Here is a 14383-nt window from a genome sequence, read left to right as displayed (position 1 = left end):
TAAAATTTTTTATTCCTGATTGACCCCTAGCACTAGTACTTTAGATATAAGTTGTTCGCAATTTTAACTTGCGTTTAAACAACTACTTGGTATATCATATTAACAAATTGTGTCTCCAGAGCCTTTAGTAAGGAGGTAGTGATGAGGTCTCAGTTTAGTAGGCGAGATTTCCTCAAGATCAGCGGAGGGACCGCGGGTCTCTTTGCCACAGCTGGTCTTTTCCGTGGACCCATTAAGGGTGTTGAGCCCAAAATGGTTGACACGCGCCCCCGGTGGGTAAAAGAAACCACCACCATTTGTCCCTTTGATGCCAGCGGTTGCGGATTTATCTGCTATACCGATTCGGCCGGCAACCTCACCAATATGGAAGGTGATCCAGACAATCCCGTAAATCGGGGGAGTGCCTGTTCCAAGGGTGCTTCACTGATTCAACTTCACAATAATAAACACCGTTTAGAAAAGGTGCTTTACCGTGCCGCCGGTGCGAATGATTGGGAAGAAAAGTCATGGGATTGGGCGTTTGGTGAAATTGCCAAAAAGGTAAAGGCCAGCCGTGACAGCGGTTTTATAGCCAAAAATGCTGCCGGCAAGACCGTTAACCGCACCGAGGCTATTGCCTCGCTGGGCGGAGCTACTCTGGATAACGAAGAATGTTATCTTCTGTCCAAGATGCTTCGTGCCCTGGGCATTGTCTACCTGGATAGCCAGGCCAGACTGAGCACCGCTTCCAGCCTGGAAGCTTTGGCGGCTTCGTTCGGACGAAACGCCATGACCAACAGCTGGACCGATGTTTCAAACGCCAACGTCATTCTGGATATGGGTGGCAACCCGGCTGAAAACTACCCTGCCTGTTTCTCCCATCTGGGCGAAGCTATGGGCAAAGGTGCAGAGCTTATCAGCGTTGACTGCCGCCTGACCCGGACTGCCGCCAAGGCCGGCACATTCGTTGCCGCCCGCTCCGGTTCGGAGATTGCCTTTATCGGCGGGCTTATCAAATATGTCATTTCTGACATTGAAGCTCACCCCGCAAATTACAACATGACCTATATTACCGAATACACCACTGCCGGCATGGTAGTAAACTCCAACTTCAAGGGTCCGGCTGATTTGGACGGCATGTTTGTAGGTTACAACACCGCCAGCCATTCATACGACCAATCAAACTGGAACTTTACCAAGGCCAGCAACGGCGAACCGGTAATAGACAAAACCCTTACCAACCCCAATTGTGTCTTCCAGCTTTTGAAGAAGCAATATGCCCGTTACACTCCGGAAATGGTGTCCGCAACCTGTGGCTGCTCCCAGGCTGACTTCGCAAAGGTCTGTGCCTTTTTTGCCGCAACCGGCAAAGCAGACAAGGCCGGCGCTATTGTCTACGCCATGAGCTCCACCCAGCACACCTCCGGCGCTCAGACAGTTCGGGCTTATGCCGTACTTCAGATGCTGCTGGCCAATATCGGCGTATCCGGCGGCGGTTTATTCGCCCTTGGAGGTGAATCTAACGTACAGGGTGCTGCCGACAACGGTGTCTCATGGAACAAACTGCCCGGTTATTTATCTGCCCCCAACGAAGACGATACCACTTTTGCCGCCTATGCTTCTAAAGCCGGCGACCAAAGTGCAGCCAGCCTTTTGAAGGCCTGGTACGGCTCTAATGCCTCCAGCTCAAACGGTTTCGGCTTCGGCTTCCTGCCCAAAACAGATAATAATACCAATTACTCTTACGTAAACGCTATCAAACAGATGGCTGCCGGCAAAATAAAGGGTGCTTTCGCCTGGGGTGCAAACCCGGTGGTTGAGAGTGCTGCTGCCGGTCAGGCTACTCAGGCTTTGGCCAAACTGGACTGGCTGGTAGTGACAGATATGTTTGAGTCTGAAACTGCTGCTTTCTGGAAGAAAGACGGGGTGACTTCGCAGACCGAAGTCTTCCTGCTGCCCACTGCCTGTTCTTACGAAAAAGAAGGCAGTGTAACCAATGCTGACCGCTGGATTCAATGGCGAAACAAGGCCGTCAGCGCTTCCGGTGAAGCCAAATCTGAGCTTGAGGTTATCAGCTCCCTGCTTAGCCGTCTTCAGACCCTTTATCAGGGCGAAAGCGGCCTCAATGCAGAAGCTATTACCAAACTCAGCTGGACTTACAGCACCAACCCCTCTGCGGCTGATGTAGCCAAAGAGATGAACGGATACAAGATATCTTCCCTGCAGCAGCTTGAAAGTCCTGAAGACCTAAGGGCTGACGGAACAGTTGCCTGCGGCAATAGCCTTTATATCGGCAGCTTTACAAATGCCGGAAACCAAATGGCACGGCGTGAACAGACCGGTGCTTTCCATGCCGGTTGGGCTTGGAGCTGGCCGATGAATACCCGCATAATGAACAACCGCGCTTCAGTTGACCTCAGCGGCAAGCCCTTCAATGCGGCCAAACCCGTTATCAGCTGGAACGGTATGAGCTGGACCGGTGACAATGTTGACGGTAAAAACGCTCCGTTTAATCAGAGCGGCGGACTGCCCTTTAAAGGTACCAATGGCAATACCGCACAGCTCTTTGCCGCCATGGCTGACGGCCCCATGCCTGAACATTACGAACCTTGGGAAAGCCCGGTGGACAATGCTCTGTCCGGCACCCAGAATAACCCGACCGCTATGGTCTTCGAGGGCGATACCCAGGGCAGTGCCGGTGAATATCCGGTTATCTGTACCACTATACGCACCGTTGAGCATAGTTTGGGCGGTCAGTTAACCCGCAATATGCCTTTCCTGGTAGAACTTGCCCCGGCTGCTTATGTGGAAATCTCCGAACAGCTGGCCAGCGAAAAGGGTATCAAGGCCGGTGATATTGTAAAACTCACTTCGGCCAGAGGCAGCGTATCAGTGGCTGCAGCCGTTACCAAACGGCTTAAACCCTTCAGCATTGGCGGCAAAACTGTTCACCAGGTAGCCATACCCAATCACTGGGGCTTTATGGGAATTGCACAGGGTGACAGTGCCAACGTACTTGCCCCGAACACCGCAGACTCAAATTCCTCCACTCCTGAGTTCAAGGCGTTCTTGGTCAAGGTTGAAAAAGCAGCCGACGGTACCGTACCCACCATCACCGGACGCTATAAGGTACTTGAGGACTAAGTCATGAAGTATCTAAATGCTAAATTAAACGGCGAACTTGCATATACGGAAGGGAATTCTCCTTCCAGGAAGGGAGGGCTTTAGAGCATGTTCAGTGCCATCAAGGGCTGGGTAAACAAGCTCGAACAGACCGGCAACCCCAATGTGCCTTTATTCGGCAAATGGGGACTACTCCAGATTATCCTTGGTCTGGGTGCCTTAACCGTAGCCGCCCTGAAACTGGCTTACGGTCTGGGTCCCATTACCAACCTTTCAGATAACTGGCCCTGGGGTCTTTGGGTTGCCTTTGACGTAGGCGCATATATCGCCTCGGCTGCTGGTGGTTTCACCATGGCCGCAATCGTATACATATTCGGTTATGAGAAATTCCGTCCCCTGGTAAGGCCGGCCATTCTCATTGGTGCATTGTGCTACACCATCGGCGCTATCGGTATCATGATTGACCTCGCCCGCTCTATACGGATTGTTCATCCTATCTGGATGTGGAATCACGAGTCCATCATGTTCGAAGTAGGCTGGTGCGTTATGATGTACCTGACCGTACTCTATCTTGAGTTCTCTAACAATATCTTTGAACGTATTGGCTGGAAGAAGCTGGGTAACCTGCAGCATGCCTTTATCATCCCGCTGGTTATCTTCGGCATTATGCTCTCCTTCCTCCACCAGTCTTCACTGGGTGCCCTTTTCCTGATTAACCCGGCTCAGCAGCCCCTCTGGCACGGCCCGTTGATGGGTCACCTGTTCCTGGTGTCTGCCATGGCTCTGGGTTTATCAGTGCTCACTTACTTCTCCGTTATCCTGTCCCGCTCATGGAAGATGACCCTGCGTATGGATATCCTTTCCAAACTGGGGCTGATTATAGCCTGGATAATGCTGGTTTATCTGGCAGCCCGCGGCGTTGATTACGCTATTACCGGAAACCTGGCCACCGGCCTTAATGGTGACTGGTATACCGTACTCTGGGTAGCTGAAGTAGGTATAGGCATGTTACTGCCCATGATACTGCTCTTTATAAAGAAGATTCGCAGTTCACGCAGCGGCCTTCTCTGGTCAACCGGTTTGATGATTATGGGTGTGGTGCTTAACCGTATCAATACCCTGGTTATCTCTCAGGCTCCCAACCGCGAAGGCAGCTATTTCCCGCACATACTGGAATTCGTCTTTACCTTCGGCCTGATTGCCGGGGCTATGTACGTATTCCGCCTGTGTGCCAAGTACCTGCCGCTGTATACTGACCACATGAAGGGGCTTACCCCTGAACAGGTCAAGAAAGCACCTGCGGTTATACCGGCAGACTAAATGAATACAAATCGGCTGGAGCGTATCAATTCGGAAATTGAAAGATACAGGGCCGCTCAGCCGGAACTGGAAACCATACTTGCCCTGTACCAGAAGGTCTTTGACATTCAGGAGTCGGCTTCCTCGCAAGAGGAGCCGGCTCCCCTTATTTCAGATGAAGATGCCATAGCCAAGCTGGCTGCCGGTGAATATATACTGAAAGATATCCCCTTTGAACCTTCCGCCGAACTTTTCCACCAGACAGGGCTCAAACTGGGGCGTGCTTTTACCCAGACCGCCGGAGAGAAATTCCCCACCCCTGCCCTGCTAAAACTGATAGAGAACCACCCCGGCGGATTATCCGGTTTCATCACCGCCATGCTTTCAGACAATCTGGAATATCTGGCCAAGTTCACCCAAAATACCAGCTTCAATCCGGAAACACTGCTCTTCTTTGTGACCAATCTGGTGTCTCCCTTTTTAACAGCTCAGGCCAAATACTATCAGCCGCAAGTAGACTTGCTTGGCTGGGATAAAAATACTTGCCCCTTCTGCGGCTCCAGCCCCCGCTATTCCTGTCTGGATAAGGACAATGGTGCCCGCCGCCTGTTCTGCTCACTCTGCCACACCCAGTGGAATTACCGGCGGATAAAATGTGCCTACTGCTCCAATGCTAATGCCGAAAAACTCCGCCACTTCTATTCTGCCCTGTTCCCCTACCAGCGGGTAGATGTCTGTGAGAAGTGCAAAACCTACATTAAGACCACTGACGAACGACGGCTGGGGCGCGAGTGTCTGCCGGAAGTAGAAGACGCTGTTTCCATCCATCTGGACAGCATTGCCCAGAACGAAGGCTACCAGCCAGGCTAGAACCCCTTTTTAAGACCTTTTCCACACACCCCCATACCAAATGCTTAAATACACCAAAAGAGCATAGCTATGCCATTTTAATTGGTCAGAATTTAAGGGAAAGTATACCCGCAGGCAGGATAAACGCTTAGCTTACAAATCAAGGGCAAAAAGAAAGGGGGCTTTACGCCCCCCTGTTGTTTACTTATCGCCTTCGTCTACAGGACACGCCGGGTGAGGCACTTCTACCGGCTTTATCTCCTTGGGAGGCTTAAGCAGTGAAGCCGCTATCGATATAGCCAGTATAACAGCCACCACACCTAAAGAAGCCGTTACCGGCATATGGAAAAAATCACTTATCAGCATTTTAATACCCAGGAAAGCCAGAATGGCTGCCAAACCGTAATGCAGATAGTGCAGCTTCTGGATAACCCCTGAAAGTGCCATATACATAGCCCTCAGGCCCATGACCGCAAAGATATTGGAAGTGAAGATTATAAACGGGTCTAAAGTTATAGCCATAACCGCCGGTATGGAATCTACCGCAAAAACCAGATCCATGGCCTCAATGGAAACCAGCACCAGAATAAGGGGGGTAGCCAATTTCCGGCCATTTTCCTTTATAAAAAAATGGTCACCATGCAGTTTGTTAGTCATAGGCAAAATACGGCAGACAAAATTTACCAGAGGATTTTTATCAGGGTGTATTTCTTTATTTTGATCTTTAACCATCTTGATACCGGTATAAATAAGGAAAACTCCGAATATGTACAACACCCAGCTCAGGTTTTCTATAAGGGTGATGCCGGCCGCAATAAAAACAGCCCGCATAATAATAGCCCCCAGAATACCCCAGAACAGAACTTTGTGCTGATACTCCCGCTTAATACAGAAGTAAGAAAATATCATAATGAATACAAACAGATTATCTACCGAAAGGGATAACTCAATAATATAACCGCTTAAATAATTAAGACCGGTTTCGCTACCCAAACTGGAATACACAAGCCCGCCAAATATAAGGGCTAATGCAATCCAGACACCGCTCCAGACAAGGGCTTCTTTGGTCTTTACTTCATGGGCACGACGGTGGAAAACACCCAAATCCAGTGCCATCATACAAAGTACCATTACGGCAAAAATTACCCATAACACAGTCAGTGACAAGGCTATACTCCTTTAAACCGATTACCTTTTATCTCAAAAGAATACAACAAAACGGAAAACCTGCGGCCAAATACCTGTTTAATCAGGCTAATATAACACCCAACATTCTGCCCGTCAAATAGCCTCTAATAGCTGAGGGGAGTGCTTTCGGCACTCCCCTTTTTAGTTCTAGTAAGTTTCGTTTTTCTCTGAAACAGCTGGTTTTGAACGCCTAAAGAAGGGCGGTTTCCCCACTTTATTCCCCGAACGTGCCGGGCGGTCTGCAAAAGAAGCTTTCCCGTTAAACCGGGCAGGACGCCTGCCTGAAGGCTGTTCGCTATTTTCAAAATCAGCCTGAGTATGCTCACGGGGAGTAAACCCTGTTTCCTTCCTAAAAGAAGGCCGTGACGCCTCGGTAGTTTGAAAACTGTTTTCTTTTCTAAAAGCAGGACGGTCATTATACCGGGCTGCAGGTCTGGCCGCTGGGGCAGAGGTACCCTCAAAAGAAGAGTGGCTCTGCATACGGGGGGCAAAGTTCCCCTCCCTGTGGAAACGGGGAGCAGAATTTGCCGGACGGCTGGGCCGGAAACCGGGATTAAAAGGCCTTGCGGGGCTTACCGGCATTTCAGACGGAGTATCCGTTTGTGAAGTTTCATTTACAGCCATTTCAGGGCGATTATAACCGCCATGGGAATAACCCCGGCGGGGTGCAAAATCCCTGCGCTGTGACTGGTTCTGTCCATCATTGCGGGTCGTAGCATAATCAAACCCGTCAACCCGCAGACGCTGAATGGGGCTGCTTAAAAGCCTCTGGATATCTCTTACCATATCCCCGTCACGTCCGGTTACCAGACTGAAAGCCTGTCCTGTGCGGTCAAAGCGTCCTGTCCGGCCAATACGGTGAGTATAGTCTTCCGGGGAATCCGGCATATCGTAATTTATTACATGGGATATATGGTCAATATCCAAACCTCTGGCGGCAATATCGGTAGCTACCAGAATTTTGAAATTCCCGCGGCGGAACCCTTCCATAACGGCATGACGGCGGTTTTGGGAAAGATTGCCCTGAAGGGAGGCTGTAGTAAACCCGGCCTTGGATATTTCATCAGCCAGATTTTCCGCTCCATATTTGGTGCGGGCAAATATCAGAACTGACTTGGTTTCTACCGTTTTCAATATTTCAAGCAGTAACGGGGTTTTCTGGTGACTTTTCACCGGATAAACACTATGGCTGACACTGCTTACCGGAGACTGGGTACCAACCTGTACAGTTACCGGATTGGTCTGAGTTTCCAGAGTAAGCTTGCGGACTTCCGGCGGCATGGTTGCCGAAAATAAAAGGGTTTGATGCGGCTGAACCAGACACTTCAAAATGCTCTGGATATCCGGCTGGAAACCCATGTCAAACATGCGGTCAGCTTCGTCTATTATCAGGGTTTCCACCCCGCAGACATCAATAGTTCCCCGCCATATGTGATCCAGAAGCCTGCCGGGGCAAGCCACTACTACGTCTACACCGCTCCGTAAGCGGCGAATTTGCTGGTCCATATTCACTCCGCCGTAAATGGAGCACTCCCGTATACGGGCGCGCTGGCCAAGTGAACGAAAACTATCAGAAATCTGGCAAGCCAGTTCCCTGGTGGGTGCAATTACCAGAGTACGCACCCGTCCCCTGGGGGTAGAAAGCATTTTTTGAATAATGGGCAAGGCATAAGCAGCGGTTTTACCGGTGCCGGTCTGAGCCAGACCGATAACATCATGTCCAGCCATAATGGGGGGAATAGCCTGTGCCTGAATGGGGGTGGGCTCTTTATAGCCGCAGGCCCTGACTCCAGCCATAACAGCCGGATCAAAATTGAAAGATTCGAAAGACATACAACTCCTGTTGAGTGCTTTGCACTCATATTTTTTCTTCTGCCAGCAGTCAGACAACCGCTATTCTTTAACTGTTGTCCAGATAGGAAATCTTATGTCCCATCATTATCCTGCCCTGTTTTAAAGGTAGAATGCAGAAGATAGGAGTGCAAGTAATTACCTGGGGGTAGATGAGCCGGTCCTTTTGAAAGGACGGTTTGAAAGCTACCCAGCCCTGGGATTTTTCCCTGCCCGGGCTAGGCCTATGTGAAACTGGGGCCAAACCCGAATTACAATATTTTCTTATCTGTGTTGCCCTGCTTGTGCAGTCCATTAAGAATATAACATCTCGGTTTTTATGTCAAATCTACCCGCAAGACTACCCGAGACAAGTTCTAATTTCCTCTGCCAAATGCCAAGAAGGGCAGGAGTTCATAATAACCACCTGCCCTTCTTTATTAGTTGCTAAATAACGGTTAAATGCCTGATTTATGATTACGGCGCCGGATAAGCTGCCAAGTTACACCCAGCACCAGCAGAGCCAGCAGGCCGAATATCAGCCCGGAACTGCGGGCGGCACTTGCCACGGATTCTTCGGTAAAGGTATTAACAAACCAAATACCGCCACCAGCCATCAAAACAAATATAGCTATCAGGAGGTAATCTACCCAGGCAAGCTTTATACTCCGTTCTTTAGCGGTATGCCATAACCAGGTACCCAATATACCTAAAAGCAGACCAAACAAAAAGACAATTCCTGTCATATCTCTAACTCCTTTTTTAAAAATACCTTGATATTCAGACTCTTTTATCTATCTCCAGGGAGCCCATTCACCAGTGGCATGTCCTTCAGGATATCTGTTATAGAAGAAATCGTCCAGCTTAACCAAGAACGGGGCAAAAGCCGGGTTCTGGCCTACCATGCGTCCTACCTCGTGGATTAGAGTGTCCGGTTTGGACCACGGGCATACACCCTGGCATTTGGAACAGCCATAAGCCAGTCTCTGAGCCAGACACTTTTTACCATCCTGGAACCAACGGATAGATTTAACTACGGTATCAACTTCACTGGGTTCATCGTCCATAGAAATAGCACTGGCGGGACAGTTGTCGGCACACTTCTTGCAAACCTTGCAGAATTCCTGAAGACCAAAATCTATGGGCTTATCCGGAACTAGCGGCAGGTTGGTAAAGACTTCCATGATTCTCATCTGGGCGCCCCAAGGCGAAATTACCAAACCGCTTCGTCCCAGTTCGCCAAGACCGGCTTTGACGGCAAAAGGAGTATCCATAATATCAGTATCGCTGAAGATATTGGCCTTGGCATCATGACCAAGTGAGCGGATAATGGACTCCAGATAATGGGGGGCGAAATCTGATTGAGAACAGGCTATCTTGGCACTGGCTTCAACCAGAGGCCCGGTAAGTGCATTCAGGGTATCCGTATCACATTTATCTGCCATCACAATGCAGTATTTGTAGGGATAAGGCCAAGGAATTTCACGGCCGTTATCCACATAGTTGGCGTGACCGGTAGTATAAGTACCTCGGGTTCTGCCTACACTATAGAAGAAAGGCTTCATATCTTCGGTTACTTCGCAGATACCTACCTGCTCACAGCCAAACCAGCGGCAAATCTTCTTTATTCTGGCAGTCATTTCTTCGGGAGAAAGCTCAACCTTGGTGGCGGCTATGGGTGCCTGTTGATACCTGCCCGGTTCAAGGGTAATATGCCACCTGTCCATGGCAATCTGGAAAGCATTACTCCAGGTATAATCAGCCGCTTCCAAAGGAGAAATCTCGGCTGCATGTTTCTTTTTTTCCTGAACAGCTGCTAAAAGTATCGGTCCCCAGTCTCCGGATTCGCCCGACCAGTCACCGGTAGAACCGCGCCTGACTATCTGGGAAAAACCATGTTCGCGGGCATCAAGCCTCTGAGTAGGAGCAACCACTCTGGTAGTTCCTATATAACCAGCTTTGTTTTCAATCCTTTTGTAAAAACTCTCCGGTAAATCACGCTTAATAGAAGCATTACCCATTTCATCCATAGCTTTTCCGCCCGGATTAACCAGCTCCTCAGCGGATACAGTTGAAGCTGTTGCCATGAGGGTGGCAACGGTTGCAGCCGATGCAAGTCCTGCACCTTTAACAAAATCACGACGGTTTATTTTTTCATCCATGTCTTAACCCTTTTTGGTTACCTTTCCATATGAGATTTAGCTTCACCGATAGACTCCAAGGCAAATTGCGCGCATCGCCTTTATCCTGCAGTGGGCATTAACCGTATGGTATTACATCACGTAGCTAACACTCAATAACTAGTGGATACTAATCAGTAATACCCCGTATCAGTTCTGTTACACCTCACCTAAACGTTCGGAGCTGAATTGTATTACCACTATAATAGATATAAAATAAAACTATGGTACATCAGAATTTACTGTCAGAAACCAGTATGATTACCAGAACCCAATCTGCTGAACTTGAAAAAGCCATTAGCGGCATCCTTCCTTCGGAGACTGCGAAGCTGATTGATCTGGTTGACCAGATGTTTGACGACTATATACGGGGGGCAATCCATCATAATGAGATCAGAAGGCTCATCGGTATAATCCAAAACAAAGCTGGAAAAGCTCAAACTATGCCCCGCAGTTGTGCCCCCATAGCCATCTTCAACCCCATCTCCTTTATACCTCCGGGCATTACCCTGCTGGAAGCATATCTGAAACTGAATGGATTTGTACCGGTGGTGCTGGGGCTTGATGAACAGACTATAAAAAAAATGGCAGGCCAGATTCACCCCACAGTTGTTGTCAGCCTGACATTGTTTCACCATATTGATAAACTGGCCAAACTGAAGCCCTGTTTCGAAGCCGCCGGCCTGAATGTTCTGGCAGGTGGAGTACCTTTTATGTATCAAAACCAGAATAAAGACAAACTTTCTTTTTGTTCTTTCCCTGACTCATTCAAACAGATTGTCTGCAAACTTAGTGAGGACTTGTTAAATGAAAACCGAAAATAACAAAGTTGGGGTTGTTACCTGCGTAAGCATGAGCAACTTTGTTAAAAACTGGGCTCTGCACCGGAATCTGGATGCCCGAATTTACCCCATAACCAACTCCTGCTTCTACAGCGTTAAAATAGAGATGCTATCCTATTATATTGAGCGGGCAATTCTGGAAAACGGCTACTGTATTTTGAACTACGGCATGTGCAACGAATCTATTACTCAGCTGAAAAACCATTATGCCGGCAGATTATCAGTGGTAGAGCTGGATAATTGTTACGAGGCAGCCATAGGCACCGCCATCTACCATGAGCGCATAGAACAGGGGCATATTTTCCGTAATCCCACCACCATGTCCTGCTGGCACAATATGCCCACGCTGGAGGTTATGCAACCGGTTGAAGCAGGCATCTACCCTGCCCCGATAACATTTATACTGGAGAACGGCGAGGAAGAAAAAGCCGCCAGTTATGTAAACAACCTTAAAAACACCACTATCCTTGACTACTCGGTTGAGATACTGCACCCGCAGCCCCACTTTTTAGAAGATAAACTTGACCAGGCCTATGCCCAAATACAGCTTGCCAGTGACGAGGAAGATGAAACCTCTCATCAGCTGATTTTCCCGTTCTCTTTCCACAATTCAGATGAGTATCTGTATATTCTGGACAAACATGACAATGTAATATTCAGCCCTTATGTTGCCCCGGCAACCCCCAACCAGATATGCGAAAAGCTGTTACAACTTATCATAAGCCGCCAGCCTGACAGCAGTTTTCAGGTAAAAGGCCTTGATTCCCTGCTTAAACAGCGGGGATTGTATCTGGATAAGTGCAAACGTTTTGCTAACCGTTCGTCTTTGACTACCGAATATGAAATTATCCAAAACGGTGAATCCACCTGGATAAAAGAGATACTCTGGGTATCTTACGATGATAATTGCTCTATATCCAACATCTGCGGACGGATGGAAGATATCACCAAGGTAAAAACATCCGAAAAATCTATAGCGGAGAGCTATACTAAAGAGTGCCTGCTGAGGCAGGCCCTGCAGGATGAAACCAAGAAAAGGCAGGCTCATCTTAAAGCTCTGGTCCATGAAATCAGAACCCCCCTGACCCCCCTTCTGGCCGCCAGTGATGCCTTGGTGAACGTATCTGAAAAAGGCACTGAACTCTATAATCTGGCCAGCAGTATCCGCGAAGGGGCAGAGACCTTAAACAGCCGTATCCATGATTTGATTGAACTTGAACGCGGTAAAATAGGCATGCTGAAACTGAAAATGGCCGGCTATTCCATTGAGGATATCATGGAGGAGTTGCAGCTACGATATATGCCTATCTTCCTGAAACAGCATAAGAGCCTTGTCTTTTGTGATGAAACAGCCAACTCCGAGATATACTGTGATAAAGAACGTTTGCTGCAAATACTTACCAATTTGATAGACAACGCCCTGAAGTATACCAAACCGGAGGATAGCGTATCAGTTGCCACCCGGCTAGACAATGAATCTCTTCGCTTTACTGTAAGCGACAGCGGCGCAGGCGTACCTGCTTGTCTGATTCCTGACCTTTTTACAGAATACGGCAAACTTAGCGGCGGTCATAACCTCAGCGGTCTGGGGTTGGGCTTGCCTATTGCCAAGCTTTACGTTGAAGCACACGGCGGCAATATTATTTATAGCCCCAGAGAACCGAAAGGCAGTGAATTCTCCTTCACTATACCGGTTAAAACCGTATCCCGGAACGAACGCGATAATATCAGGATAGCTAATGAATATTTTAATAGTTGAGGACAACGATGCTGCCGCTTCAACCATCAGCTCTATCTTGAAATTGTCTTATCATGACGCCAAGATTACCATTTGCCGTACCGGCTATGAGGCACTGGAAAGCATAAACTCTGACAAAGCAGATTTGGTTATGCTTGATTTGGGTCTGCCGGATATGAACGGACTGAAGGTTCTGGATGAAATACGCCCGATTACCGGTGCCCCTATTATTGTAGTAACCGCCTGCGAAGAAGAAGAAAATGTGTTAAAAGCCCTGGAACAAGGGGCTGATGAATATATTATCAAACCATTCCGCCACCTTGAATTTCTGGCAAGGGTTAAAAAAGCCCTATCCAAAAATATCAGCCCAAATACGGCCATAATCAAATTCGGTGACCTTACCATTGACTGTGCCAAACACGAACTTACGTTCCGAAATGACAGGGTTTTACTGACCAGAGTGGAAACCATGATTATGAGCCTTCTGCTGCAAAGAGGCGGCCAAATAGTGGACTACCGGGATATATCAGATACCCTGTGGGGACACGCCTACCCCGGTTCAGATGAAAGTATACGGGTTTATGTATCCAGGTTGCGTATTAAAATGGAAAAAAACCTGAAGACCGGCGGTATCATTAAAAACGAAGCCGGTATAGGATACCGGTTGTCTTTTGCTGAATAGCCCCCGAAGAGCTTGACTGACACCTATACTAGCCCTAAATCTGCCATTTCGGATTCATTAAATTAGATACTTGCCCGGCTTTTTAGTGGTTTTAAAGCTAAACTCTTGGCTTGTGGTAACACTTATTTTAGCTTTGCAAACTTATTTTTAAAGATAAATTTGATAAGCCTTAGTGCCAAATATTAAAGACCCGAATATAAACTTACTCGCAGTAATATAAAATCCTATACATAATATAAATTATTTTTTAAGCTCTCTGTAAATTTTCTCCCAATAGTCGACTGTAGGCCAATACTTAATAATCAGCAAAACGGATAACATGAATACTACAATAGTGCTGAGTACATTTGTTCCTAAAAGATAGAAGACCGGAGATGTCAAAGACGGAGTGGCAAAACAGGCTAGTCTTACAATGCTTCCCATAAATACAAAATTCTCAGTTACAGATTTCGTAACAATTTTCTTTAAAATGGGAGCGATGTAAAAACCAAGCGAGAAAATCACTATGCACACAAGTAAAAAGGTACTGCTAATAATTTTCCGGGTTTCCATGTCTAAATCAATCACAGGCACTTGTGATTGGATTTGAAGGTATGCCACAAATAACATCTCTGCTAAAGCCAATGTAATCAGTAATGTAGAGACTATTTTTACATATCCGCGCATAACTACC

The 14383-nt window shown here is 47.9% G+C and carries 11 protein-coding genes; 6 read left to right on the top strand and 5 right to left on the bottom strand.

Features of this window, described 5'->3' with window-relative positions:
* The first annotated feature begins 141 nt into the window (after positions 1-141).
* The 3 genes from fdnG (at position 142) to X794_RS00760 (ending at position 5271) form a co-directional block, all read left to right on the top strand.
* Positions 142-3123, top strand: a complete 2982-nt coding sequence (gene fdnG, locus X794_RS00770) for a formate dehydrogenase-N subunit alpha (RefSeq protein ID WP_034376812.1) — start codon at positions 142-144, stop codon at positions 3121-3123.
* Between the two features lie 87 nt (positions 3124-3210).
* A complete protein-coding gene (gene nrfD / locus X794_RS00765) occupies positions 3211-4422 on the top strand; it encodes an NrfD/PsrC family molybdoenzyme membrane anchor subunit (RefSeq protein WP_011308800.1) in 1212 nt (403 codons plus the stop codon).
* Entirely contained in the window at positions 4423-5271 is an 849-nt protein-coding gene (locus X794_RS00760; protein WP_011308799.1) for a formate dehydrogenase accessory protein FdhE, read from the top strand.
* Positions 5272-5451: 180 nt separating this feature from the next.
* On the opposite strand, the gene X794_RS00755 is transcribed toward X794_RS00760, so the two are convergent.
* From X794_RS00755 to X794_RS00735, 4 genes are all read right to left on the bottom strand, one after another.
* A complete protein-coding gene (locus tag X794_RS00755; protein WP_011308798.1) occupies positions 5452-6417 on the bottom strand; it encodes a TerC family protein in 966 nt (321 codons plus the stop codon).
* A 168-nt stretch (positions 6418-6585) separates the two neighbouring features.
* Complete coding sequence (locus X794_RS00750) at positions 6586-8271, bottom strand: DEAD/DEAH box helicase (RefSeq protein ID WP_011308797.1); 1686 nt, start codon at positions 8269-8271, stop codon at positions 6586-6588.
* A 455-nt stretch (positions 8272-8726) separates the two neighbouring features.
* Positions 8727-9014: a hypothetical protein gene (locus X794_RS00740; protein ID WP_012984117.1), complete on the bottom strand. Its 288-nt coding sequence runs from the start codon at positions 9012-9014 to the stop codon at positions 8727-8729.
* 48 nt (positions 9015-9062) lie between these two features.
* Positions 9063-10430, bottom strand: coding sequence for a reductive dehalogenase (locus tag X794_RS00735; protein WP_011308794.1), 1368 nt, complete (start codon positions 10428-10430; stop codon positions 9063-9065).
* A 242-nt stretch (positions 10431-10672) separates the two neighbouring features.
* Between X794_RS00735 and X794_RS00730 the strand changes: the two genes are divergently transcribed.
* Genes X794_RS00730 through X794_RS00720 form a run of 3 tightly spaced genes read left to right on the top strand, consistent with a single transcriptional unit; the run spans position 10673 to position 13710 of the window.
* Positions 10673-11272: a hypothetical protein gene (locus tag X794_RS00730; RefSeq protein WP_011308793.1), complete on the top strand. Its 600-nt coding sequence runs from the start codon at positions 10673-10675 to the stop codon at positions 11270-11272.
* The gene (locus tag X794_RS00725) at positions 11256-13049 is read left to right on the top strand and encodes a sensor histidine kinase (RefSeq protein ID WP_011308792.1); all 1794 of its coding nucleotides are present in this window, start codon (positions 11256-11258) and stop codon (positions 13047-13049) included. The genes X794_RS00730 and X794_RS00725 overlap by 17 nt, the downstream gene beginning before the upstream one ends.
* Complete coding sequence (locus tag X794_RS00720) at positions 13030-13710, top strand: response regulator transcription factor (RefSeq protein ID WP_011308791.1); 681 nt, start codon at positions 13030-13032, stop codon at positions 13708-13710. Before X794_RS00725 ends, X794_RS00720 begins: the two co-directional genes overlap by 20 nt.
* 240 nt (positions 13711-13950) lie before the next feature.
* On the opposite strand, the gene X794_RS00715 is transcribed toward X794_RS00720, so the two are convergent.
* A complete protein-coding gene (locus X794_RS00715) occupies positions 13951-14376 on the bottom strand; it encodes a hypothetical protein (protein WP_041344452.1) in 426 nt (141 codons plus the stop codon).
* Positions 14377-14383: the final 7 nt, after the last annotated feature.

The sequence above is a fragment of the Dehalococcoides mccartyi CG5 genome, from assembly GCF_000830885.1.
Taxonomy (GTDB): Bacteria; Chloroflexota; Dehalococcoidia; order Dehalococcoidales; family Dehalococcoidaceae; genus Dehalococcoides; species Dehalococcoides mccartyi_B.
The sequence above is the reverse complement of the archived record's forward strand: the minus strand, read 5'-3'. Positions and strand labels throughout refer to the sequence as shown.